Source organism: Arthrobacter sp. TJ-238, assembly GCF_058269215.1.
In genome coordinates, this window is sequence record NZ_JBZCNH010000001.1 from 324,651 (window position 1) to 346,770 (window position 22,120).

Sequence of the window (22,120 nt, forward strand, 5' to 3'; positions counted from 1 at the left end):
CCGGCCACCCGGGGCCCTCAGCTTCGAGCGGGCCCCCGGGCGGCAACCGGCCCCCTCGGTCTCAGCGCCGCTTGTTCCTGCCCTTGAGGAGCGCGTTGGGGCTGTTGGTGACGATCCTGCCGGACTCGTCCTCGGCCGCCTGTCCGCGGCCTGCACTACCGGCCGCGCGCCGCCCGCGGCCCTTGGCGCCCCTGGAGCCTCCGGCACCGGCATCGAGATCGGTCATCGCCTCGCCGTCCACACTGCCGGCGATGCGCTCCTTCCGCACCTGCTCCCTCACCGTCGTCCTGCCGGTGACGGTGGCCTTGCCCAGCCGGACGCGTTCCACGGGCACGGTCTCCTTGCCCACCAGCACGGCATGCTCCTCGTGGCCCACGAACTCGACGATCTCCTCCTGGAACAGCGAGTCACCGGAGGCTGCCTCGGACCTCGTGACGGGCTCGCGCTCGATCCGCAGCTCCTCCCGCTGCACCGGCACGCGCAGTGCGGCCTCCTCCGTGATGACGTGCTTCCGCAGCCGGACACGGGCCGCCTCGTACGTCTCCGTCCCGACGCGGAGCCGTTCCTCCGAGCGGATCATCCACGGTTCGCCGTCGTCGTCGCGCCCCTGGTGCAGCGCCGGGTCGTCACTCGCAGACGCCGTCGTCGCCGGCGTCGGCGTCGTCGTCGTCGTCGTCGTCGTCGTCGAGTCCAGGCCGTAGTGCCGGAACAGCGTGCTCTCGTCCTCGGGGCTCAGCCGGCCGTCGCGCTCGGTCGAGGGGGCGTGGCGGATGAGGTCCCGTGGGTACGCGACGACGAGCCTGCCGTCCTGCACCGTGGCGCCGTCGAGCGGCACGAAGGACTCCCTGGTGCCGAACAGGCCGGTGTGCACGGTGATCCAGGCCGGCGTGTCGGTGGCGTCGTCCAGGAACACCTCGCCCACCGTGCCCACCTTGTCCCCCTGGTGCGTGACGACGGCGCTGCGGTGGCCGAGAAGGGGTTCGAGATCGGGCATGGTGAGCATGGGGGGTTCCTGTCGTCGGTGCCGCCCGCCTGAGGCGACGCATCTCGACAGAATAGAGCGGTTCAGCCCAACACAACAAGCATGCTTACTATCCGTGTCGGAGCCTGGCACACGGACGGCGCTTGCGCTCCGGCGCGCGTCGCCGCCCCGCGCGTGCCCGGATGGTCCGCGTCAGCGTAGGGCGAGCGTGGCCAGCAGTTCGTCGGAGGCGGCCTGCGCCTCGAGGTCGTACGCCCCGCCGCTGACGAGCAACTCGTCGGCCCCCGTACGGGCCTTCAGCTCGACGAGTTGTCGCTCCACCTCGGGCGCCGTCCCGTACACGGCCGTGGCGAGCGATTCCCCGACGAGGCCCTCCTCCCGCGCGGACAGCGGTCCGTCGGCGGCCTCGAGCGGCGGGAAGTACCCCCGTGTCCGGGAGACGGCCAGCGCACGGGCCTCCGGCAGGAGCAACCGCCGCGCCTCCGCCGTCGTGCCCGCGACGGCCACGTTCAGCGATGCCGTGACGTGCGGGGCGCCCCACCACGCGGACGGGCGGAAGGAGGCGCGGTAACGGTCGAGGGCGGGCTGGCTGTCACGGAACAGCGCGGGCCCGCCGAGCACGACGGCGAGTCCGGCCTCCGCGGCGAGATCCACGCCCCGCCCTGTGGCGAGGACGAAGACGGGCGTGCGACCGCCGTCCTGCGGGCGGGCCGTGATGGACGCGGTGCCGCCCAGGAAGGCGAGCAGCTCCGCGATGTCCTCCCCGAACCGGTCCGCCTCCTCCTTCCCGGTCCGCAGCGCGGCCCGGACCGCCTCCGTGAAACCGAGCGACCGGCCGATCCCGAGGTCGAAGCGCCCGCCGGACAGAGCGGCCAGCGTCGCGGCCTGCTCGGCCACGACCAGGGGCTGATGATTCGGCAGCATGATGCCGCCCGTGCCCACGCGGATCGTCGTCGTGGCCGAGAGGACGGCTGCTGCAAGCACGGCGGGCGCCGACCCCGCGATGCCGGGCACGCCGTGGTGCTCCGCGACCCAGAACCGCTGGAAACCGGACTGCTCGGCCCGGCGGGCCCGCACGATGACGTCCTGCAGCGTCCGGGCCTCGGGGGAGCCGAGGCGTGACTGGGCGCGGTCGAGGAGGGACACGCCGGCGAAGAGGGAGGTCATATCCGTGGAACCAGCGACGCCGCCGGGCCATTCCGGTAGTGTTGCGCCACGGGCGACGTCGACGTCGCCCGAGCCAGTCGAACAACGGGGTCCGGCCGGCCGACCACCAGCGGAGTCAGCGTCATGGGCATCTTCACCAGGGACCGTCGTCCGCAGCAGCCCGCGCCGGCACCTCCGGCGCATGACGGGAACCGCGCCCTCCGCCTCGCGGACAGCATCGCCCACTCGCAGGCACGGCTCCTGCTGGTCGCCGACCGCATCGCCGCGGGCCGCGCGGAGCCCGGCGACGAGGCCCGGGTGCGCATCCAGTGCGAGATCACGGAGAGCTTCCGGAGGAGCCTGGAGAAGGTCGCAGTGCCGACCGGCCTGGGCGACGACGCCGAGGAGTGGCTGTGCACCATCACCACGCCGTCCGGCGCCGACGACCGGCAGCTCCGCCCCCACTGACGTCGGCGGTGCTCCCCTTTCACGATAATGACGGTGGCGCGGGTCAGGATGGGATCTCGTCGCCGGCTGCGATCCTGCAGCCGGCGCGGTCTCACCGAAAGGACTCCCGCGATGATGGGCGCCCACCATGCTGCCTGCGGCGCCGCCGCCTGGGTAGCCGCCACCACCCGGATCGACGTGCACCCGGGCCACCTGCTGCCCGTCCTGCCCGACACCGTCACCCTCGGCCTCGGGCTGCTGGAGGTCAGCCCCGTCGGCGTCGTCACGGGCGCCCTCGTGACCGCGGGTGCCGCGCTGCTGCCGGACGCCGACCACCACAGCGCCACGATCGCGCACTCCCTGCCGCCGCTGTCCAACCTGCTGTGCGCCGGGGTCGGGGCCATCTCGGGAGGGCACCGGCGCGGCACGCATTCGCTGCTCGGTGTCGCCGCGTTCGTCGCCGTCGCATTCGTCGCCGGCCTGTGGACCGTGGAGACGGCGGACTTCGGCACCATCTACCCGGGTGCCGGCCTGCTCACGGTGCTGCTCGTCTCCTTCGCGGCCAAGGCCCTGAAGATCATCCCGGACAGCATGCGGCGCTCACCGTGGGCTGTCGGCCTGACCGCGGGCGCGTTCGTCACGGCGTTCGCGCCCGAGGAGCAGTTCTGGTTCCCGCTCGCCGTGGGCATCGGCGTCGTCGCCCATATCCTCGGCGACATGATGACCACCGGCGGCTGCAATCCCGTGTACCCGTTCCGGCTCCGCAGGCCCCGCGGCCTGGCGAAGGTGCCCGTGATCGCCCAGGTCTGGCGGCCCAACGGCAACATCGCCGTGCCCGTGCTCGGCAACGCCGGCTCCCTTCGTGAGTGGTGCCTCCTCGTGCCGATCTCCCTGTATGCCGTCTGCGGTATCGGCTGGGCCATCGCGCGCTTCGACGACGGCGCGATGGTGGTGGCGCGCGTGACGGGAGCCGGCTGAGCCGGCTCCGTAAAGTGCCGGAAACACAGCAGGGCTAGGGTCTGCTCTGACACCGGACGAAGGGAAGGTCAATGCACCGCGACGGATTGTTCTTCGATCCCCTCGAGGCGGAGGAGGAGGCGCCCGTGCGCGAGCCCGGGCCGACGCGGCGCAGGCGGCCGGACCCCGAGGACCTCAAGGCCCAGCGTCAGCGCGAACTGGCACGCGTCCAGGACGAACTACGGAGGATGGCTACGGGGTCACCGCGCCGCTGAGGCGGCAGAGCGCCGTCAGCGCGTCGGTCGGACCGGGCTCAGCAGCCGTCCGGACCGCAGGCGGGGCCGTCGGGCGACGGCGTGAGTGACACCAGGGGGTGGGACTCGCGCCAGGCCTGGTCGAGTGCCTGCCGGAACAGCTCGACGGGCTGTGCGCCGGAGATCCCGTACCTGCGGTCGATGACGCAGAAGGGGACACCCTGCACGCCGAGCGTGCGGGCTTCCTCGATGTCGTGGCGGACGTCGGCTGCGAACCGGTCGCCTGCGACGGTCTCGCGGATCTCGTCCTCGCCGAGGCCGATGCCCACGCCGAGGGGGACGAGCACCTCGACGTCGGAGGTGTCCAGTCCCTGCTCGAAGTGCGCGGACATGACGGCCTCCTTCGCGGCGTCACCCTGACCGTGGGATTTCGCGAGGTGGAGGAAGCGGTGCGCGGTGAAGCTGTTACCCACCACCACCCGGTCGAAGTCGAAGGAGAGTCCTTCACCCTCGGCCTGCCGGGAGAGATGCTGCCACATCTCCCGGACCTGCTCCGGAGCGATGCCCTTGCGCTCGGCGAGGTACTGCTGCTCGGTGCCGTCGTAGTGATCGGGAAGGGAGGGGTCGAGCTGGAAGCTCTTCCAGGTCACCTCCACGGTGTCCCGGTGGGGGAACTCCGCGAGGGCTTTCTCGAAGCGGCGCTTGCCTACGTAGCACCAGGGGCATTTGACGTCGGACCAGATCTCTATGTGCACATCCAGCGCAACCGCGGAGCGCCCAGGCCCTATTCCCGGAGGGGGCCTGAGCGTCTTCGCTACTTGCGGTTGAGCAGGTTGCGGATGAATCCGCCGGTCTTGCCGGAGGGGACGGGGGTGCCGCGCCGGCCGGCCGTACCTCCGACGGGCTTGCCCGTCGTCCCGGTGCCCGACCTGCTGAGGTAGCGGTTCGCGGCCGTCCTGATCCTGTTGCTGATACCCATGCTGATCTCCTTCGATCATCGCCTCGTCACCCCGAAAACATCAGGTGGCTTGTCAGTTTAGGGCGCGACTGCGCGGGCGGCCAGCCCTCGGTCCGAAACGCGGCGCCGGACCGCCCGGCGTACGGTGGAAGGATGAGCGTGCCTACAGAGTCCAGGGTCACCTTCGACGGCCGCTTCGCGCGGGAACTGCCCGAGATGGCGGTCGCCTGGCAGGCCGACGCCGCCCCGGCGCCGCGCCTGCTGGCCCTCAACGAACCGGTGGCGGCGGAGCTGGGGTTCGATCCCGGGTTCCTCCGCTCCCCCGACGGCCTCGCCCTGCTGCTCGGCACCTCGGTGCCGGACGGCGCGACCCCGGTGGCCCAGGCCTACTCCGGCCACCAGTTCGGCAGCTTCAACCCGGGCCTCGGTGACGGCCGGGCGCTGCTGCTCGGCGAGGTCACCGACGCGGCGGGCCGCCTCCGCGATCTCCACCTCAAGGGCTCCGGCCGTACCCCGTTCGCGCGCGGCGGCGACGGACTCGCCGCCGTCGGGCCCATGCTCCGCGAGTACATCGTCAGCGAGGCCATGCACGCGCTCGGCATACCGACCACGCGCTCCCTCGCCGTAGTCGCCACGGGGCGTGACGTACGCCGCGAGACTCTGCTGCCCGGTGCCGTCCTCGCGCGCGTCGCGAGCAGCCACCTGCGCGTCGGGAGCTTCCAGTACGCGGCCGCCACCGGCAACGCGGACCTCCTCACGCGCCTGGCCGACCACGCGATCAACCGCCACTACCCGGATGCCGCGTCCGCCGAGCGCCCCTACCTCGCACTGTTCGAGTCGGTCCTGTCCGCGCAGGCGTCGCTCGTGGCCCGGTGGATGCTCGTGGGGTTCATCCACGGCGTGATGAACACGGACAACATGACCATCTCGGGCGAGACCATCGACTACGGACCCTGCGCGTTCATGGACGTCTTCGACTATGCCACCGTCTACAGCTCGATCGATCGCGGCGGCCGCTACGCCTACGCCAACCAGCCGCTGATCGCCGAGTGGAATCTCGCCCGCCTCGCCGAGACCCTGCTGCCGCTCATCGACGACGACCAGGAGCGGGCCGTGGCCCTCGCCGTCGGCGTGCTCGAATCCTTCCGCCCCCGGTACAGCGGCGCCTGGCTCACGGGCATGAAGGCGAAGCTGGGGCTGCCCGGCGACGTCGAGGACGAGGTCGCCTCGGCACTGGCCAACGACGTCCTCACCCTGCTGCAGGAGAACCACGTCGACTACACCTCGTTCTTCCGGGGCCTCGGCTCCGTTGTGCGCGGCGACGCTCGCCCCGCGCGGGACAAGGTGCTCGACGTCGCCGCCTTCGACGCCTGGGCCGAGCGGTGGCTCACCCTCGGGCCCGACGCCGACGCGATGGACCGCGTGAACCCCGTGTACATCCCGCGGAACCACCTTGTCGAGGAGGCGCTCGACGCCGCCACCGTCGGCGACCTCGAGCCGCTCGAACGGCTCGTGGACGTCGTCATCAGGCCCTTCGAGGAGCGCCCGGGGCTGGAACGGTACGCCGCCGGGGCGCCGGAGGACTTCGGCAAGTACACGACGTACTGCGGCACCTGAGGCCGCAGGCACCACCAGGGCACCGCTGCATCAGCGGTGGCCTGGAGGCGGTGAGAGGCACCGGCACCCGAGAGAAGATTCGTTCCCAGCGCCTGCGATCTTCGTGGCGGCCAGGGCGTCGTCTTCGCCGGCGCCCGCACCGACTGCCCTGAGGGGTTGTGATCTGTAGCACGTTAAATATAGGATAAACACGCTTCCTATATGAGAAGGGCATTCGCCGATGAATACCCAGCAACTCCTGCCCCCGCAGGACCTCGTTCGCTTCGCAACCGATGCACTGACCGCTCGGGGTGTTCCGCGGAATGACGCAGAGCTCACCGCCCGCTCGCTCGTGCAGGCCGATCAGCGCGGCATCTACTCCCATGGCCTGCTTCGACTTCCGCTGTACTGCGAAGCGCTGCGGCTCGGAGGCATCAATCCGCTGCCGGACCTGAAGTTCTCCAAGGACCAGGGCAGCGTCGCAGTACTCGACGCCGATGCCGCGCTCGGTCAGGTCGCGATGCAGGCTGCTGTGGACCGCGTGATCGACGTCGGTCGCGTGCAGGGCATCGCCGCCGTCGCCGTCCACAACAGCAGCCACTACGGCGCCGGCGCCTTCTGGAGCGACCAACTCGCAGAGGCGGGCTTCCTGTCCTTCCTCACCTCCTCGACCGGACCGGTCGTGGCGCCTCACGGCGGCACGAGCAAAGTCCTCGGCACCAATCCGTTGACCCTCGGGGTTCCCAGCTCTTCCGGTTGGCCCCTCACAGCCGATCTGGCGACCAGCAACGGCGCCTACGGCAAGGTGATCGCCGCGAAGAACGAAGGCACCCAGCTGCCCGAGGGCTGGGCCGTCGACGCCGACGGCAACCCGACCACCGATCCCGTCGAAGCGGAGAAGGGGTCGATGATTCCTTTCGGCGGACACAAGGGTTCAGCAGTCGCCGTCCTGCTCGAAGCCTTTGCCGCGTCCCTGACGGACGCGACCTTCGCCTTCGAGACGATCGACATCTGGTCCAACCCGGCCTCCCGCATGAACAACGGCCACCTGCTGATCGGACTCGATACCGCCGCCTTCGCCGGGAGCGCACGCACCGCTTCACGGGTCGCCACACTTCAGGACCGCGTGCGCTCCTCCGGCCCGGGGGGCGCGCCCGTCGACGCTCCGGGAGATCCGGAGCGTCGACGCCAGACGGAAGCCGCAGACGCGGTCCCCCTGCCATCCTCGACCATCAGGCAACTGGCCACCCTGGCCGACGAGCTGTCCCTATCGCCCCTCGAAACTCATCCAGCACCGTAACCACCGCACTTCCCGGAAGGATTCAGCAATGAAGCTTGAAACTCACTCCACCTGCAATTCCACAGCTCGCCGCGGCAACCGTAAGGCCGTACTGGGCGTTGCCGCGGCAGCGGCCCTACTGCTGTCCGGGTGCAACGTCGGTACTGCGGTGGACCGCGACAGCGTGGAAGAAGTGGACACAGAAGCGAAGACCCTGCGGCTGGCCCATGTCTACGACGCGGCCCACCCGGTCGAAGAGTGCGGCGTCGCCGCCCTGAAGGAGGAGTTGCAGGGAAGCGGTCTGCAGATCCAGAGCTTCCCGTCCGCACAGCTCGGCAACGAGTCCGAGTTGCTCGAGCAGGTCGCTTCGGGCAGCCTCGACATGGCCGTGGCGGGCCCGTCCTTCCTCGGCGTCTGGGAGGAGAACGCGGCGGTCCTCGATGCGGCGTACCTGTTCCAGGACGTGGACCACTTCGTCGAGACTGCGAATGGCGAGGAGATGCAGGGTGTCTTCGACGACCTGTACGAATCCTCCGACATCAAGGTGCTCTCGAGCTGGTACTACGGCACACGCCACGTGACGGCGAACAAGGAGATCAGCACCGCAGCCGACTTCAGCGGCCTCAAGATCCGGACGCCCAACGCCCCCCTCTACCTGACGAACATCAGCGCGATGGGTGGCACGGCGACCCCCATGGCGCTCGACGAGGTGTACCTCGCGCTGCAGCAGGGCGTCATCGACGCACAGGAGAACCCCATCCCCACCATCGCGACGGCGAAGTTCAACGAGGTCCAGGACTACATCAACCTGACGGGGCACATGATCCAGGGCGTCGAGCTCACTACCGGGCGCGCCGTCTACGAGGGCCTGACCGACGAGGAACGTACCGCGCTCGAGGACGCGATGCAGACCGCCGCGGACGCCACCCGCGAATGCGTCGAGGAACAGGAGCAGTCCATCCTCGAGGAATGGAAAGCCGGTAGCGGTATCCAGGTCAATGAGGACGTCGACCGTGAGTCCCTCGCCGCCGCGGCCGGGGAAGCCATGCGCGAGCAGCCCTGGGGTGACCTGTACGAGCAGATCCAGGCGTCCCGATGAGCGAAGCGGTCGACCCGCGGCCATCCTCCGGCAACGAGAACAACCTCGCCACCGGCCTGCGGGTGCCGCAGGAGCCTGACGACCCGGATTTCCCGGAGCAACGGAACGGCCTGTACCGGTATCTGGTCGTCGCGGAGCGGATCGCCGCCTGCACCTTCCTCGTGGGCACCCTGGGCCTGATCATCCTGCAGGTCGTCAGCCGCTACATCTTCGATTCCCCTTTCACCTGGACGGAAGAACTCGCCCGGTTCGCCCTGCTGTGGTTCACCTTCGTGTCCGCCGGATTCGTGATGGCGCGTCGCATCCACATCGCGGTGGACATCGTCGCCAGCAAACTCGGGCGGCGAGGAACCGTGGTCCTCGACACCTTCGCCCTGCTCATGGTGATCATCGCTTCAGGAATGATGGCCTTCGCCGGGGCGGAATTCGCCGCCGGGGCGGCACGCCTGCAGGCTCCTGCGACGTCGTTGCCCATGAGCCTGGTCTACAGCTCGGCGGTGGTGGGATTCATCCTGATCTGTTTCCACGCCCTCGTGCACATGTACCTCAACATCCGCCATCCGGAGCTCGTTCCGGATGCGATGGAGAACCTCGAACGGGAAGCGGTCTAGGAAGAACATGACTCTCCTCATCATGGTGATCAGCCTGTTGCTGCTCCTCGCCCTCCGTGTCCCCGTGTCCTTCGCGCTCCTGATCCCTTCCCTCGGGTATGTGATCACGGATCCCTCCGTGCAGCTCGGCACCGCCGTTCAGCAGACCGTCTCCGGTGTCGACAGTTTCTCGATCCTGGCCGTCCCGATGTTCATCCTGCTGGGAAACCTGGCCAACGTGTCCGGCGTCACCGACAAGCTCTACGATGCCGCGGTTGCCGCGATCGGACACCTCCGGGGAAGCCTGGGCTACGTGAACGTAGCCACCAGCTTCGGGTTCTCCTGGATGAGCGGCGCCGCGATCGCCGATGCCGCGGCCATGGGGCGGGTGCAGGTGCCGGCGATGGTCAAGCGTGGCTACAAGCAGGAGTTCGCCCTCGGAGTGACGGGTGCCTCCAGCCTGATCGCCCCGATGATCCCGCCGAGCATTCCGGCAGTGATCTATGCCGTCACGGCAGGTGTGTCCGTCGGCGCCCTGTTCATGGCCGGCATCGTCCCGGCATTGATCCTGGTGGCCGCGCTGTGCCTGACCGTATGGATTCTCATGCGGAAGAGGAACGAACTCCGCCTGCCCAAGGCGACCTGGGCTACCCGTGGCAAGACAGCCCTCGGTGCAGTGCCTGCCCTCGGATCTGCCGTCATCATCCTGGGCGGAATCCTCAGCGGCATCTTCACCCCCACCGAGGCAAGTGGCATCGGCGTGGTCTACATCGCGATTCTTGCCGTCGTCTACAGGGCGCTGACGTGGCGGAAGCTGTACCGCACGCTGCTGACCACCGTCGAGACCTCCGGCTCGGTCCTCCTGATCGTCGCCGCAGCGGCACTGTTCGGCTGGGTACTCGCGCGGGAGCAGGCGCCGCAGGTGGCCGCGAACCTCATTCTGGACATCACGAACCAGCCGATCATCTTCCTGATCCTCGTCAATGTGCTGCTCCTGCTGGTGGGCTGCGTGCTTGAACCGACGGCCGCGATCCTGATCCTGGTCCCGGTACTCCTGCCCGTCGCGGAGACGTTCGGTATCGATCCGGTCCATTTCGGGATCATGGTCATCTTCAATCTCCTGATCGGACTGATCACCCCACCTGTGGGACTCGTGCTGTTCGTCCTCTCGAGCGTGACCAAGGCACCGGTCCCCGTCGTGATCAAGGGCATCCTCCCGTTCTTCGGTCCGATGGTCCTGACCCTGCTGTTCATCACCTTCCTTCCCGCCGTCACCCTAGGCCTGCCGGTACTGCTCGGCTTCCTCTGACCCGCCCCGACCGACCTCCAAGGAGACCTTCATGTCGAAAATCGAATCCGTCCGCACCACGGACGTCCGCTTCCCCACGTCGCTCGAACTGGACGGCTCGGACGCCGTCAACGTCGACCCCGACTACTCGGCGGCCTACGTGGAGATCAACACCGACGACGGTGAGAGCGGGTACGGCCTCGTCTTCACCTGTGGCCGCGGCAATGAGATCGTCACCGCCGCGATGGACAGCTACGGCGAGCTACTCGTGGGCCGGGACACGGATGAACTGGTCAACAACCTCGGAGAGTCGGCGCGGCGCCTCGTCCACGACTCGCAGATGCGCTGGCTCGGCCCCGAGAAGGGCGTCTCCCACATGGCAGCCGGTGGGCTGATCAATGCGATGTGGGACATCCGGGCACGGCGGGAGAAGAAGCCGCTGTGGCTGCTGCTCAGCGAGATGTCCTCGGAGGAGGTCATCAGTGCGGTGGACTTCACCCACATCCGCAATGCCCTCACTCCCGAAGATGCCGCTGACATCCTCCAGCGGGGCCAGGAGGGCAAGGAGGCTCGCATCGTGGAGCTCAAGGAGGACGGCTACCCCGCGTACACCACGACGCCCGGATGGCTCGGATACAGCGACGAGAAGCTGGTGCGCCTGTCCAAGGAGGCGGCGGCCGACGGCTTCGGCATGATCAAGCTCAAGGTCGCCGGCAGCATCGAGGACGACCGCCGCCGGCTGTCCCTGGCGCGGGAGGCGGTGGGACCGGATGTCCGGATCGCCATCGACGCCAACCAGCGCTGGGAGGAGCAGGAGGCCATCGACTGGGTCAACCAACTCCAGGACTTCAAGCCCTACTGGATCGAGGAACCGACGAGCACGGACGACATCCTCGCCCACGCGGCCATCCGCAAGGCCGTCCACCCCATCAAGGTCGTAACCGGAGAAGCGGTCCACAACCGCATCATCTTCAAGCAGATGCTCCAGGCCGGGGCGATCGACATCATGCAGATCGACTCGACCCGAGTGGCCGGCGTCAACGAGAACATCGCCAACCTGCTGCTTGCGGCCCGCTTCGAGACACCTGTATGCCCCCATGCCGGTGGCGTCGGGCTGTGCGAACTGGTGCAGCACTTCTCCTTCTTCGACTACGCCGCCATCACGGGAACCATGGAGGACCGCGTCATCGAGTTCGTGGACCACCTCCACGAACACTTCACGGAACCGGCAGTGGTCTCCAACGGCCGGTACCAGGCACCGAAGCTTCCCGGCGTCGGCGCCGAGATGCTGCCCGAGTCCACCTCACGCTGGTCGTACCCGAGCGGCGCGGTCTGGCAGGAACTGAACGCACGCTGAGATTCCGGAAGGATTTCCATGAGCACCACGACCCTGACCATCGCCACCACTCCCGAGCAGGTGGACCAGGCCGCGAGGGAGGCGCACGCCGCCTTCCTGAGCATCGCCGATGAGTCCCCCGCGACACGAGCCGCACGACTGAACGCTATCGCTGATGCGCTCCGTGCCAACGTCGAGGAACTCGTCGCACTCGCCGCCACCGACACGAACCTCGCCGAAGCCCGGCTGCAGGGAGAGCTGAAGCGGTCGGCGTTCCAGTTGGACCTGTTCGCCGACGAGGTCCGCACCGGAGTCGCCCTGGACGCAACCGTCGACCACGCGGATCCTGACTGGGGCATGGGCCCACGGCCGGACATCCGCAGGGTCAACGTGCCACTCGGCGTGATCGGTGTCTTCGGAGCGTCCAACTTCCCCTTCGCGTTCAGCGTCATGGGCGGTGACAGCGCCTCGGCTCTCGCCGCCGGATGTGCCGTCCTGCACAAGATCCATCCTGGGCACCAGAAGCTTGCGCGGCGGACGGGCGAGATAGTGGTCGCTGCCCTCGCGGACGCCGGTGCCCCTTCCGGACTGTTCGCCCTGGTGGACGGTCGTCCCGCCGCGGAGGCGCTGGTGGATCACCCACTCGTCAAGGCCATCGGGTTCACCGGCTCCACGATCGGGGGCCGGGCGCTCTTCGACCGTGCCAATGCACGGCCCGTACCGATCCCCTTCTATGGAGAACTGGGCAGCATCAACCCGGTCTTCGTGCTGCCGACGGCCTGGGACGCCCGGGCCGAGGACATCCTCACCGGCTATGCCGGCTCGTTCACGATGGGCATGGGCCAGTTCTGCACCAAGCCAGGCGTGCTCTTCGTGCCGGACTCCGCGTCCGAGGAGCAGTTGCGCAGCACCCTGGGAAATGCGCTCGAGAACGTTCCGCTGGCCAAGCTACTCACCCCCGGCCTGCGGGAGTCCTTCGGCAAGGCACGCGACGAGGTGGCTTCGTTCGACGGCGTCCAGGCCCTCGTACCCGGCTCCGACGGCGAAGTGCCCGCCCCCACCGTCCTGCTGGTCGATGCGGAGTCGGTCGCGTCCGACCCCGAGGTGCTGCAACGGGAGATGTTCGGTCCTGCAACCGTGGTGGTCCGGTACCGCGACGTCGCAGACCTGCCCGCGCTCGCGGCTCGCATGGAGGGCCAGCTGACGGCCACCATCCACGCGGACGACGGCGACCCGGCCGGCGAGTTGCTTGCGACCCTGACCGGCATCGCCGGCAGGGTGCTGTGGAACGGCTGGCCCACCGGCGTCACCGTCTCCTACGCGCAGCAGCATGGCGGGCCCTACCCGGCGACGACGGCACCGGGTACGACCTCCGTGGGCACTGCCGCGATCGGCCGCTTCATGCGCCCGGTGGCCTACCAGGATGTGCCCGATGCCGCGCTGCCACCGGCGCTCCAGGAGTCGAACCCCTGGGGCATCGCCCGCCGGGTGGACGGCAGCATGGAACCGGCAGGAGGATCCCGATGACGCCGGTCGAACCCGAGGCGATCCTGCCCGAGGACGCCTCCGAGGCCCTGCTCATCGGCCGACTATGGGACCCGGAGACCCGGGGCCCCCGCCCCGTCCTGTTCCACGAAGGCGTTCTGCTCGACCTCTTCGACCAGGCTCCCACGGTGTCCGCCCTGCTCAACCGCGACGATCTGCCCGACATGCTGGAGCGTGTACGACGGGACGGGGCGCGTGCGTGGGAGCTCCGCGATGCCCTGGACACGCCCCGTGGCAGCGGTGACGACGCACTCCACCTCCTCTCGCCGGTGGACCTGCAGGCCGTGAAGGCGTGCGGTGTCACCTTCGTGGACAGCATGATCGAGCGCGTCATCGAAGAGCGGTGTGCCGGGGACCTGACTCTCGCGGAGCAGATGCGCTCGCAGGTGCTGGCGGCGATCGGAGGAAGCCTCGCCGGGGTTCGGCCGGGCTCGGAGGAAGCCGCACGGGTCAAGGAAGTACTCGTTCGTGAAGGCTTCTGGTCCCAGTATCTCGAGGTCGGCATCGGCCCGGACCCGGAGGTGTTCACCAAAGCGCCTGTCCTCTCGACGGTCGGCTACGGCGAGCACATCGGCATCCCCTCCTTCTCCTCCTGGAACAACCCCGAACCCGAACTGGTGCTGATGGTCGACAACCGGGGGCGGATCCGTGGTTGCACCCTGGGCAACGACGTGAACCTGCGCGACGTCGAGGGGCGCAGCGCGCTTCTGCTCGGCATGGCGAAGGACAACAACGGATCCGCCGCGCTCGGCCCGTTCCTCCGCCTGTTCAATGATTCCTACACACTCGACGACGCCCGGCAGGAGACGATCCGGCTGACCGTAACCGGAACCGACGGGTACACCCTCACCGGGACCAACAGCGTGCAGCGACTGAGCCGCCCCTTCGAGGAGCTCGTCGGCGCTGCCTACGGCCGGCACCACCAGTACCCCGACGGGTTCGCCCTGTTCACCGGGACGCTCTTCGCCCCGAACGAGGACAGGAACGCGCCGGGCATGGGTTTCACCCACGAGACCGGTGACGTCGTCGAGATCAGCAGCAGCCGCCTCGGAACGCTGAGCAACTCGGTGGAGCCCACCGAGGACCTCGCACCGTGGACCTACGGGATCGGCAACCTGCTGGAGTATGTACTGCATGATGGAAAAGCCCGCCCCGCCGTCCCTGCCGGCACACCATGACTGACGGCTCTCTCGAACTCGACAGCCGGGCACGGCCCTCCGTCGACGTCTATGCCGCGCTGCGGACCAAGATCCTCGACCTTCAGATCCCACCCGACGAGAAGGTGAACATCGATGCCCTCGCCCGCGAATTCGGGGTCTCCCAGACACCTGTCCGGGAGGCACTGAGCCAACTCGAGGGTGACAACCTCATCATCAAGACCCCCGGCAAGGGATACAGGACCACAGAGCTGCTGGGCATCGCCGAGCTTCGTGAACTCTTCGAGTTCCGGCTGATGGTGGAGCCCTGGGCCGCCCGGGTCGCGGCGGTCAACCGGTTGAGCAATCCGGCTCGCGCGCTGCAGAAGTCACTGTCGAACTTCGAGGAGGGCACCGAGACGGCGCCCAGCGTACGGCACCTCCTCGTGGCTCACGACACCCACTTCCATGACAGCATCCTCAGGGCCAGCAGCAACCAGTTCGCACTGCACGCCTACCGCGCCACGCATTGCCACCTGCACCTCTTCCGCCTCCACCCTGCGGACTACCGGGGGAAACAGACGGTGGAAGAGCATCGGAACATCGTCGATGCGATCGGGGCCTGCGACCCGGACGCAGCCGAGGACGCGATGCACGCCCACCTGATCGGGGCCTACCACCGCTTCGCGGAAGCATTCTCCCAGGAGTCCGGGAGAACCCTCCGGGTTCCACCGCCGGCCAAGCTCTGCTGATCTGCCCGCCTTCATCATTCATACCTCCAGGAGTGCACATGGGTTCCTTCTCCGGCGTTCGCGCCATCGTCACCGGCGGGGCGTCCGGCATCGGTGCGGCCGTGACGGCAGCGCTGGTCGACCGCGGGGCGCGCGTCGCCGTCCTCGACCTGCATCCCACGAACCTGCCCGACGCCGTGTTCGGCCAGCAGTGCGACGTCGGCGACCGCGCCTCCGTCACCTCCGCCGTGGAAGCGTCCGCGCGCTCGCTGGGCGGGATCGACGTCGTCATCAACAACGCCGGTATGGGCGCCATCGGCACCGTCGCCGACAACGACGACGAGGAGTGGCTGCGCGTGCTGGGTGTGAACGTCGTGGGCATCGCCCGGGTATCGACAGCCGCCCTGCCGCACCTCCGCAGATCGGACTGCGCGGCTATCGTCAACACCGGGTCCATCGCCGCCACGCACGGACTTCCGCAACGCGCCCTCTACACGGCGAGCAAGGGAGCCGTCGATGCCCTCACGCGGGCGATGGCCGCGGACCACCTGCGTGAGGGGATCCGGGTCAACTGCGTGAACCCCGGCACTGCGGATACCCCCTGGGTGAATCGTCTCCTGGGGGCCGCAACCGATCCGGAGGGCGAGCGCCGGGCGCTGGAGGCGCGGCAACCGCACGGTCGGCTGGTGTCCCCGGACGAAGTAGCGGCTTCCGTGCTGTTCCTGGCCGACCCCGCGAATGGATCCACCACCGGTGTCTCACTCGCGGTGGACGGCGGCATGCACAGCCTCCTCCTCCGACCCTCCTCCTGAAGCACTGCTGACCCACTGCTGACCCACTACGAGCTAGGAGCACGTCGTCGATGGACCTGATGAGACTGGGAGAGGCCGGACGGGAAGTACCGGCAGTCCGGGTAGGAAGCACCTACTACGATCTGCGCGGCATCGCGGCGGATATCACCGGGGCCGCCCTTGGCGCCGGGCTCATCGGGCAGGTGCGCGATGCCCTTCGGGACGGATCCCTGCCAGAGCTCGCGGACGCCGCCTCCCTGCGGGTGGGGCCTCCGCTGTCCGGGATCGGCGCCGTCGTCTGTGTAGGCATGAATTACGCAGCCCATGCCGCCGAGACCGGGGACGCACCACCCGCAGCGCCCATCATCTTCTTCAAACACCCGAACACCGTCGTCGGCCCGAACGACGACGTCATCCTTCCCCCCGGAGCCCAGAAGGTCGACTGGGAAGTGGAACTCGCGGTGGTGATCGGCAAGCGCGCCTCCTACCTGCAGAGCCACGAGGAGGCGATGGAGTGCATCGCCGGGTTCACCATCAGCAATGACGTGTCGGAGCGGGACTACCAGCTCCGGCACTCCGGTGGTCAGTGGTCGAAGGGTAAGTGCGCCCCCACGTTCAACCCACTCGGTCCGGCGTTGGTCCCTGCATCCGAGGTGGCGGATCCCCAGTCACTACAGCTGTACTCCAGTGTGAACGGGGAGGAACGGCAGAGGTCGACGACCGCCGACATGGTCTTCAGCGTCGCCGAGATCGTCCGGGACCTCTCCCAGTACATGGCACTCGATCCAGGGGACGTCGTGAATACCGGAACGCCCGAGGGTGTAGCCCTCTCGGGACGGTTCCCGTATCTCGCTCCCGGGGACACCATGATCCTCGGTGTCGAAGGGCTCGGCGAGCAGCACCAGCGGGTGGTGGCGCACTGACGCGCCACCCGCCCCGCGTCCCACCCAAGCACCCCTGCACACGAAGGAGCGAAACTCATGACCGCTGCCACCTACACAGGTTCACGAACCTTCACCACCGCCGAGCCTGCGGTCGGACCGCCCGAACCCGGCCAGGTGCAGATCGCCGTCGCCTACACGGGACTGTGCGGTACGGACCTGCACATCTTCCACGGGGACATGGATGCGCGGGTGAGCATGCCCGCGGTGATCGGCCACGAGATGTCGGGCACCATCGCCGCCCTGGGTGAGGGGGTCACCGGGTGGTCGGTCGGCCAGCCGGTGACGGTCATGCCCACCCTCTCCTGTGGTTCCTGCCCGGCGTGCCGCCGTGGGAACACGCACATCTGCCACAACCTGAACTTCGTCGGGATCGACTCCGAGGGATCGATGCAGAACGCCTGGAACGTCCCGGCCGACATCCTCATCGCCCTGCCCGAGGGCCTCGCCCTCGACGAGGCGGCGCTCATCGAGCCGACCGCCGTCGCCGTGCACGACGTCCGGCGGTCCAAGCTCGTGGCCTCGGACTTCGTCGTCGTGATCGGCGGCGGCCCGGTCGGGCAACTCATCGCCTCCGTCGCCCTGCAGCAGGGTGCCCGGGTCGTGCTGGTCGAGCTCGACCCCGGCAGGAGGGATACTGCCAAGGGTTTCGGTATCACCGCGATCGATCCGCGCGAGGTGAACCTCGTCGGCTACGTCCGGCAGGAGACGGACGGGGCGGGAGCCGACGTGGCATTCGAGGTCTCCGGCGCGGCTGCCGGGGTCAACTCCGCCGTCGAGGTCCTGACCACCCGGGGGCGGCTCGTCATGGTGGCGATCCACCCCAAGCCGAAGGAGATCGACCTCCACCGCTTCTTCTGGCGGGAGCTCGAGATGTTCGGTGCCCGCCTGTACCAGCGCGAGGATTTCGAGGAAGCCGTACGTCTCGTCGCCGACGGCGCCATCCCCGCCCGGCAGCTGATCTCGCAGGTCGTCCCCCTCGAGGATGTGGAGAAGGGGTTCCTCGCCCTCGAATCGGGTGGCGTGATGAAGGTCCTCGTCGATTGCCGCGAGGTGACGCCATGAGCACCGCGGGTCCCTTCGACCTGACCGGGAAGACCGCCGTCGTCACCGGAGCCAGAAGAGGCATCGGCATGGCGATGGCCGTAGCCCTCGCCGAAGCGGGAGCTGACATCATCGGAGTCTCCGCGAACCTCGAGGCCGAAGGCAGCGCCGTCGGACACGCGGTCACAGCGCTCGGCCGGAGCTTCACCGCGATGCGCGCAGATTTCGCGGACCGCACGGCGGTCCGTCGACTCGCCGCCGACCTGACGGCGGCAGGGCCCGTCGACATCCTGGTGAACAACGGCGGCACGATCGCCCGGACGCCCGCGGCCCAGCACCCGGACGACATGTGGGACCAGGTGATCGAGGTCAACCTGTCGAGCCAGTTCATCCTCAGCCGCGAGGTAGGCCGGCAGATGCTGGAGAGGGGAAGCGGGAAGATCATCTTCACAGCCTCGCTCCTCAGCTTCCAGGGCGGAATCAACGTCCCGGGCTACACCGCGTCGAAGTCGGGCATCGCGGGCCTGACCAAGGCCCTCGCCAACGAGTGGGCGCCGCGTGGCGTGAACGTCAACGCGATAGCTCCCGGCTACATCGCCACCGACAACACGCAGGCGCTCCAGGACGACCCGGACCGTGAACGGGGAATCCTCGAGCGCATCCCCGCAGCACGGTGGGGACGCCCCGAGGACCTCGCCGGCGCCACGGTCTTCCTCGCCTCCCGCGCGTCCGACTACGTCAACGGCGTCGTCCTGCCCGTCGACGGTGGCTGGCTCGGCCGCTGACGCCCCGCCTCCTGCCACCGCAACGGTGCCCACTCCCCACCATCCGAAGGATCCGTCGTGTCTCCATCAGAACAACCGCCCGCCGTCCGACGCGCCTCCGCGTCGCGGATATTGCTGGAGACCGGGACCGTTGCGGTTCTGCGTGCCTCCCATGCGAGCGCCTATGCCCCCGTCGTGGAAGCACTGGTCAGCGGCGGGGTGCTCAGCATCGAGCTGACCCTGAGCACGCCCGGGGTCTTCGAGGAACTCCCGCGGTTGCAGGAACGGTTCGGCGGCGCGGCCGAGTTCGGCGTAGGCACCGTCACCACGGTCGACGAGACGATCCGCGCGATCGAAGCCGGCGCGTCCTACCTGGTCACCCCCGTGACGGATACCGCGACCATCGCCGCCGCGGTGCAGCGCGGCGTCGCCATCTATCCGGGTGGCCTGACCCCCACCGAGCTGTTCAACGGGTGGGCGGCCGGAGCGACGGCGGTCAAGGTCTTCCCCGCATCGGTCGTCGGTCCCGGATATGTGTCCATGCTGCGGGGCCCCTTCCCCGATATCCAGGTCGTCCCCTCGGGGGGCGTAGGCATCGACGATGCGGCCGCCTGGCTGAAGGCAGGAGCGCTGGCAGTCAGCCTCGGTGGCCCCCTGCTCGGTGATGCCTTCCGGGGCGGGGATCTGCGGCGCCTCACCGAACGGGCAAGCCGCCTCCGGGACCTCGTCGACGAAGCACGGGCGACATCGTGAGTACGGAGCGTGCGGAGCCATATCTGGTGACTCTCGGGGAGACGATGGCGCTCCTCACCGCCGAGCATCCCGGACCACTCGCCCATGTGTCATCGATGGGTCTCGGTATCGGCGGCTCCGAATCGAACGTCGCGATCGGCGTCCAGCGGCTCGGCGGAAACGCGGTGTGGTGCGGGCGCACGGGAGCGGACTCCCTCGGCCAGCTCGTCCGCCGCGAGATACGCGCCGAAGGAGTCACCGTCCGCGCCACCGAGGATCCGGCTGCGCCGACGGGCCTGATGCTGAAGGAACGCCGGACGATGGCGACGCAGAAGGTGAGCTACTACCGTGCGGGCAGTGCAGGATCCAGGCTGGCTCCCGAGGACCTGGATGCCGCCCTCATCAGGGGAGCCGCGATCCTCCATGTCAGCGGCATCACGCCCGCTCTCTCGGACTCGGCCGCGGCGACGATCCGCGAGGCCATCGAGATTGCCCGATCAGCAGGGGTGGTCGTCTCGTTCGACCTGAACTACCGGGCGAATCTCTGGAACGCAGCGGACGCGGGGCGCTCGTACCGGGAGTTGATCCCCCTCACCGACATCGTCTTCGCCGGCGACGAGGAGGCAGCGCTGGCCGTCGGACCCGCAGCCGACCCCGCGGACCTGGCCCAGCGGCTGACCGGACTCGGCCCTTCGCAGACGATCATCAAGCTGGGCAGCAAAGGCGCAGTGGCGAGCATCGACGGCGTGATGCATCACCAGCCCGCGGTGCTGATCGAACCTGTCGACACCGTCGGTGCCGGTGACGCATTCGTCGCCGGGTACCTGGCGGAGCTGATGGCAGCAAAGGTCCCGTCGGAGCGGCTCGAGCTGGCCGCCAGGACCGGAGCGTTCGCCTGCCTGGCCTACGGAGACTGGGAAGGACTCCCGACACGTGCTGAGCTCGCCCTTCTCGATCAGGGCGAGTCGGTCACGCGATAACCGGCGGAACCGGCTTCCGAGCTCCGCCAGTGCACCACAACCACGCAGAAGCCCGACGCCGGGCCCTACACCACCTGCCGCGGCGCCGGGGAGGCATTTCCCCGGCAGGACAGCACCCCCGGCGGCCATCCCGCTGGATACCGTTGATGTGCCACCGGAGAGCGCTCTGCCGCAGCGGCTGAACGCCCGGCGCACGATCTGCAGGGAGGTCATCCCGTTCGCCGGCAACCTGTCCGACCGCGTGGGCCGCAAGCCGATGTGGTGGACCTCCCTGGTGGGCCTGTTCCTCGCCGCGGTTCCGATGTACCTGCTGATCGGCCCCGGTTTCACCGGAGCGCTGATCGGTTTCGCCGTCCTCGGCATCCTGTACGTCCTGCAGCTGGCCACGATCTCGGCGACCTTCCCGGCGATGTTCCCCACCCACGTCCGCTTCGCCGGGTTCGCAGTCACCTACAACATCGCCACGGCGCTCTTCGGCGGCACGGCCCCTCTGGTCAACGAGGCGCTCATCGGCGCGACCGGCAATCTCCTCGTGCCGGCCTTCTACATGATGGCCGCGTGCCTGGTGGGGATGGCGGCGCTCCCGTTCGCGAGGGAGACCGTGGGGTGCTCGCTCCGCGGGACCGAACTGCCCGGGAATCCGACGGCGGCGGAGCGTCGCCAGCCGGTGGCGAACCGCTAGCGGCCGACCGCCACAGGGCCTTCATCGCCCGTCAGGTCGTCGTCACGCGCCGGTGCTCCTGCGCCAGGGCCCTGTACTGCTCGGCGTTCTTCCTGACGCCCGCGACCTCGTCGTCGGTCAGCTCGCGGCGGACCTTCGCGGGGACCCCTGCGACGAGCGCGCGCGGCGGCACCACGGTGCCCTCGAGCACGACGGCGCCCGCGGCGACCAGCGATCCCGTGCCGATGACGGCCCCGTTCAGGACCGTGGCGCCCATGCCGATGAGGCAGTCGTCCTCGACGGTGCACCCGTGCACCACGGCGCCGTGGCCCACGCTGACCCGGTTGCCGATGACCGCCGGGAAGCCGGGGTCGGCGTGCACCACGACGTTGTCCTGCAGGTTCGTCCCGTCCCCGATGCGGATGGGCGCGGTGTCCGCACGGACGGTGGCCCCGTAGAAGACGCTCGCGGAGGCGCCGAGGACGACCTCGCCGATCAGGGACGCGGTGGGCGCGACGAACGCGGTCTCGTGGATCGCAGGGGAGGCTCCGCGGAACGGGACGAGGTTCATGCCGACACCAGCTTCCCGTTGATCATCCGGTACCCCGGGTGGGGCGCGTCGTCGCGCAGGACCTCCGGGAGGCGCGACTGCGGGAAGCCCTGGTAGGCCACGGGGCGGAGGAAGCGGAGGGTCGCGGCAGTTCCCACGGAGGTGCTGCCGGCGTGGGTGGTCGCGGGGTGGGGTCCTCCGTGCTGCTGCGCATAGGTGGCCGGTTCCGCCGCCCAGGGGGCCGCAGCGGCGGCCCCGGCCAGGATCCGCTCCAGGGCCTCGGTCGATGTGTCGTCCGGTGTGCTGTACATGG

General features: G+C 69.0%; 24 protein-coding genes and 1 pseudogene. 19 read left to right on the plus strand and 6 right to left on the minus strand.

Translation table 11 applies throughout. The features are described 5' to 3' along the window. Positions 1-61: 61 nt before the first annotated feature. Together AC4D2O_RS01520 and AC4D2O_RS01525 are read right to left on the minus strand one after the other, a co-directional pair. The gene (locus AC4D2O_RS01520; protein ID WP_490904785.1) at positions 62-1,003 is read right to left on the minus strand and encodes a PRC and DUF2382 domain-containing protein; all 942 of its coding nucleotides are present in this window, start codon (positions 1,001-1,003) and stop codon (positions 62-64) included. Positions 1,004-1,174: 171 nt separating this feature from the next. Further along, positions 1,175-2,149, minus strand: a complete 975-nt coding sequence (locus AC4D2O_RS01525) for an MsnO8 family LLM class oxidoreductase (RefSeq protein WP_490904787.1) — start codon at positions 2,147-2,149, stop codon at positions 1,175-1,177. 123 nt (positions 2,150-2,272) lie between these two features. On the opposite strand from AC4D2O_RS01525, the gene AC4D2O_RS01530 reads away from it, so the two are divergent. From AC4D2O_RS01530 to AC4D2O_RS01540, 3 genes are all read left to right on the plus strand, one after another. Continuing rightward, positions 2,273-2,596 (plus strand): hypothetical protein, encoded by a 324-nt coding sequence (locus AC4D2O_RS01530; protein ID WP_490904788.1) that lies wholly within the window; start codon positions 2,273-2,275, stop codon positions 2,594-2,596. Between the two features lie 111 nt (positions 2,597-2,707). Next, a complete protein-coding gene (locus tag AC4D2O_RS01535) occupies positions 2,708-3,553 on the plus strand; it encodes a metal-dependent hydrolase (RefSeq protein WP_490904789.1) in 846 nt (281 codons plus the stop codon). Positions 3,554-3,624: 71 nt separating this feature from the next. Continuing rightward, positions 3,625-3,807: a hypothetical protein gene (locus AC4D2O_RS01540; protein ID WP_490904790.1), complete on the plus strand. Its 183-nt coding sequence runs from the start codon at positions 3,625-3,627 to the stop codon at positions 3,805-3,807. Between the two features lie 38 nt (positions 3,808-3,845). Here the strand turns inward: AC4D2O_RS01540 and AC4D2O_RS01545 are convergent, their stop codons facing one another. Then, the gene (locus AC4D2O_RS01545) at positions 3,846-4,541 is read right to left on the minus strand and encodes a DsbA family oxidoreductase (protein ID WP_490904791.1); all 696 of its coding nucleotides are present in this window, start codon (positions 4,539-4,541) and stop codon (positions 3,846-3,848) included. A gap of 59 nt (positions 4,542-4,600) precedes the next feature. Continuing rightward, positions 4,601-4,765 (minus strand): hypothetical protein, encoded by a 165-nt coding sequence (locus AC4D2O_RS01550; RefSeq protein WP_490904792.1) that lies wholly within the window; start codon positions 4,763-4,765, stop codon positions 4,601-4,603. Positions 4,766-4,897: 132 nt separating this feature from the next. On the opposite strand from AC4D2O_RS01550, the gene AC4D2O_RS01555 reads away from it, so the two are divergent. The 16 genes and pseudogenes from AC4D2O_RS01555 to AC4D2O_RS01630 form a co-directional block, all read left to right on the plus strand. Continuing rightward, complete coding sequence (locus AC4D2O_RS01555; RefSeq protein ID WP_490904794.1) at positions 4,898-6,361, plus strand: protein adenylyltransferase SelO; 1,464 nt, start codon at positions 4,898-4,900, stop codon at positions 6,359-6,361. A 220-nt stretch (positions 6,362-6,581) separates the two neighbouring features. After that, the gene (locus tag AC4D2O_RS01560; RefSeq protein ID WP_490904795.1) at positions 6,582-7,640 is read left to right on the plus strand and encodes an Ldh family oxidoreductase; all 1,059 of its coding nucleotides are present in this window, start codon (positions 6,582-6,584) and stop codon (positions 7,638-7,640) included. A gap of 28 nt (positions 7,641-7,668) precedes the next feature. Next, complete coding sequence (locus AC4D2O_RS01565) at positions 7,669-8,718, plus strand: sialic acid TRAP transporter substrate-binding protein SiaP (RefSeq protein WP_490904797.1); 1,050 nt, start codon at positions 7,669-7,671, stop codon at positions 8,716-8,718. After that, the gene (locus AC4D2O_RS01570) at positions 8,715-9,329 is read left to right on the plus strand and encodes a TRAP transporter small permease (protein ID WP_490904799.1); all 615 of its coding nucleotides are present in this window, start codon (positions 8,715-8,717) and stop codon (positions 9,327-9,329) included. Before AC4D2O_RS01565 ends, AC4D2O_RS01570 begins: the two co-directional genes overlap by 4 nt. Before the next feature lie 7 nt (positions 9,330-9,336). Beyond that, the gene (locus tag AC4D2O_RS01575) at positions 9,337-10,617 is read left to right on the plus strand and encodes a TRAP transporter large permease (RefSeq protein ID WP_490904800.1); all 1,281 of its coding nucleotides are present in this window, start codon (positions 9,337-9,339) and stop codon (positions 10,615-10,617) included. A 31-nt stretch (positions 10,618-10,648) separates the two neighbouring features. Beyond that, entirely contained in the window at positions 10,649-11,953 is a 1,305-nt protein-coding gene (locus AC4D2O_RS01580; RefSeq protein ID WP_490904801.1) for an enolase C-terminal domain-like protein, read from the plus strand. An 18-nt stretch (positions 11,954-11,971) separates the two neighbouring features. Continuing rightward, a complete protein-coding gene (locus AC4D2O_RS01585) occupies positions 11,972-13,459 on the plus strand; it encodes an aldehyde dehydrogenase (NADP(+)) (protein ID WP_490904802.1) in 1,488 nt (495 codons plus the stop codon). Then, positions 13,456-14,655: a fumarylacetoacetate hydrolase family protein gene (locus AC4D2O_RS01590; protein ID WP_490904803.1), complete on the plus strand. Its 1,200-nt coding sequence runs from the start codon at positions 13,456-13,458 to the stop codon at positions 14,653-14,655. Before AC4D2O_RS01585 ends, AC4D2O_RS01590 begins: the two co-directional genes overlap by 4 nt. Then, positions 14,652-15,365: a GntR family transcriptional regulator gene (locus AC4D2O_RS01595; RefSeq protein WP_490904805.1), complete on the plus strand. Its 714-nt coding sequence runs from the start codon at positions 14,652-14,654 to the stop codon at positions 15,363-15,365. The genes AC4D2O_RS01590 and AC4D2O_RS01595 overlap by 4 nt, the downstream gene beginning before the upstream one ends. 38 nt (positions 15,366-15,403) lie before the next feature. Next, positions 15,404-16,156, plus strand: coding sequence for an SDR family NAD(P)-dependent oxidoreductase (locus AC4D2O_RS01600; RefSeq protein WP_490904807.1), 753 nt, complete (start codon positions 15,404-15,406; stop codon positions 16,154-16,156). A 50-nt stretch (positions 16,157-16,206) separates the two neighbouring features. Continuing rightward, the gene (locus tag AC4D2O_RS01605) at positions 16,207-17,058 is read left to right on the plus strand and encodes a fumarylacetoacetate hydrolase family protein (RefSeq protein ID WP_490904809.1); all 852 of its coding nucleotides are present in this window, start codon (positions 16,207-16,209) and stop codon (positions 17,056-17,058) included. Between the two features lie 57 nt (positions 17,059-17,115). Continuing rightward, positions 17,116-18,141 carry a zinc-dependent alcohol dehydrogenase gene (locus AC4D2O_RS01610; protein WP_490904810.1) on the plus strand — a complete coding sequence of 342 codons (1,026 nt, stop codon included), beginning with the start codon at positions 17,116-17,118 and terminating at the stop codon, positions 18,139-18,141. Beyond that, positions 18,138-18,905, plus strand: a complete 768-nt coding sequence (locus tag AC4D2O_RS01615; RefSeq protein WP_490904812.1) for an SDR family oxidoreductase — start codon at positions 18,138-18,140, stop codon at positions 18,903-18,905. Before AC4D2O_RS01610 ends, AC4D2O_RS01615 begins: the two co-directional genes overlap by 4 nt. Positions 18,906-18,962: 57 nt before the next feature. Beyond that, the gene (locus AC4D2O_RS01620; protein ID WP_490904813.1) at positions 18,963-19,637 is read left to right on the plus strand and encodes a bifunctional 4-hydroxy-2-oxoglutarate aldolase/2-dehydro-3-deoxy-phosphogluconate aldolase; all 675 of its coding nucleotides are present in this window, start codon (positions 18,963-18,965) and stop codon (positions 19,635-19,637) included. A 26-nt stretch (positions 19,638-19,663) separates the two neighbouring features. Then, the gene (locus AC4D2O_RS01625) at positions 19,664-20,596 is read left to right on the plus strand and encodes a sugar kinase (RefSeq protein ID WP_490904814.1); all 933 of its coding nucleotides are present in this window, start codon (positions 19,664-19,666) and stop codon (positions 20,594-20,596) included. 208 nt (positions 20,597-20,804) lie between these two features. After that, a pseudogene (locus tag AC4D2O_RS01630) lies at positions 20,805-21,278 on the plus strand (MFS transporter); the annotation flags it as partial. 31 nt (positions 21,279-21,309) lie between these two features. Here the strand turns inward: AC4D2O_RS01630 and AC4D2O_RS01635 are convergent. After that, on the minus strand, positions 21,310-21,828 hold the full coding sequence (locus tag AC4D2O_RS01635; protein ID WP_490904816.1) for a gamma carbonic anhydrase family protein: 519 nt from the start codon (positions 21,826-21,828) through the stop codon (positions 21,310-21,312). Further along, on the minus strand, positions 21,825-22,118 hold the full coding sequence (locus AC4D2O_RS01640; RefSeq protein ID WP_490904817.1) for a hypothetical protein: 294 nt from the start codon (positions 22,116-22,118) through the stop codon (positions 21,825-21,827). Before AC4D2O_RS01640 ends, AC4D2O_RS01635 begins: the two co-directional genes overlap by 4 nt. Positions 22,119-22,120: the final 2 nt, after the last annotated feature.

What these genes read in the sequence shown, in the direction of transcription:
- AC4D2O_RS01520 (WP_490904785.1), bottom strand. Translation starts at nt 1,003, where the DNA reads ATGCTCACCATGCCCGATCTCGAACCCCTTCTCGGCCACCGCAGCGCC.
- AC4D2O_RS01525 (WP_490904787.1), bottom strand. Translation starts at nt 2,149, where the DNA reads ATGACCTCCCTCTTCGCCGGCGTGTCCCTCCTCGACCGCGCCCAGTCA.
- AC4D2O_RS01530 (WP_490904788.1), top strand. Translation starts at nt 2,273, where the DNA reads ATGGGCATCTTCACCAGGGACCGTCGTCCGCAGCAGCCCGCGCCGGCA.
- AC4D2O_RS01535 (WP_490904789.1), top strand. Translation starts at nt 2,708, where the DNA reads ATGATGGGCGCCCACCATGCTGCCTGCGGCGCCGCCGCCTGGGTAGCC.
- AC4D2O_RS01540 (WP_490904790.1), top strand. Translation starts at nt 3,625, where the DNA reads ATGCACCGCGACGGATTGTTCTTCGATCCCCTCGAGGCGGAGGAGGAG.
- AC4D2O_RS01550 (WP_490904792.1), bottom strand. Translation starts at nt 4,765, where the DNA reads ATGGGTATCAGCAACAGGATCAGGACGGCCGCGAACCGCTACCTCAGC.
- AC4D2O_RS01555 (WP_490904794.1), top strand. Translation starts at nt 4,898, where the DNA reads ATGAGCGTGCCTACAGAGTCCAGGGTCACCTTCGACGGCCGCTTCGCG.
- AC4D2O_RS01560 (WP_490904795.1), top strand. Translation starts at nt 6,582, where the DNA reads ATGAATACCCAGCAACTCCTGCCCCCGCAGGACCTCGTTCGCTTCGCA.
- AC4D2O_RS01565 (WP_490904797.1), top strand. Translation starts at nt 7,669, where the DNA reads ATGAAGCTTGAAACTCACTCCACCTGCAATTCCACAGCTCGCCGCGGC.
- AC4D2O_RS01570 (WP_490904799.1), top strand. Translation starts at nt 8,715, where the DNA reads ATGAGCGAAGCGGTCGACCCGCGGCCATCCTCCGGCAACGAGAACAAC.
- AC4D2O_RS01575 (WP_490904800.1), top strand. Translation starts at nt 9,337, where the DNA reads ATGACTCTCCTCATCATGGTGATCAGCCTGTTGCTGCTCCTCGCCCTC.
- AC4D2O_RS01580 (WP_490904801.1), top strand. Translation starts at nt 10,649, where the DNA reads ATGTCGAAAATCGAATCCGTCCGCACCACGGACGTCCGCTTCCCCACG.
- AC4D2O_RS01585 (WP_490904802.1), top strand. Translation starts at nt 11,972, where the DNA reads ATGAGCACCACGACCCTGACCATCGCCACCACTCCCGAGCAGGTGGAC.
- AC4D2O_RS01590 (WP_490904803.1), top strand. Translation starts at nt 13,456, where the DNA reads ATGACGCCGGTCGAACCCGAGGCGATCCTGCCCGAGGACGCCTCCGAG.
- AC4D2O_RS01595 (WP_490904805.1), top strand. Translation starts at nt 14,652, where the DNA reads ATGACTGACGGCTCTCTCGAACTCGACAGCCGGGCACGGCCCTCCGTC.
- AC4D2O_RS01600 (WP_490904807.1), top strand. Translation starts at nt 15,404, where the DNA reads ATGGGTTCCTTCTCCGGCGTTCGCGCCATCGTCACCGGCGGGGCGTCC.
- AC4D2O_RS01605 (WP_490904809.1), top strand. Translation starts at nt 16,207, where the DNA reads ATGGACCTGATGAGACTGGGAGAGGCCGGACGGGAAGTACCGGCAGTC.
- AC4D2O_RS01610 (WP_490904810.1), top strand. Translation starts at nt 17,116, where the DNA reads ATGACCGCTGCCACCTACACAGGTTCACGAACCTTCACCACCGCCGAG.
- AC4D2O_RS01615 (WP_490904812.1), top strand. Translation starts at nt 18,138, where the DNA reads ATGAGCACCGCGGGTCCCTTCGACCTGACCGGGAAGACCGCCGTCGTC.
- AC4D2O_RS01635 (WP_490904816.1), bottom strand. Translation starts at nt 21,828, where the DNA reads ATGAACCTCGTCCCGTTCCGCGGAGCCTCCCCTGCGATCCACGAGACC.
- AC4D2O_RS01640 (WP_490904817.1), bottom strand. Translation starts at nt 22,118, where the DNA reads ATGTACAGCACACCGGACGACACATCGACCGAGGCCCTGGAGCGGATC.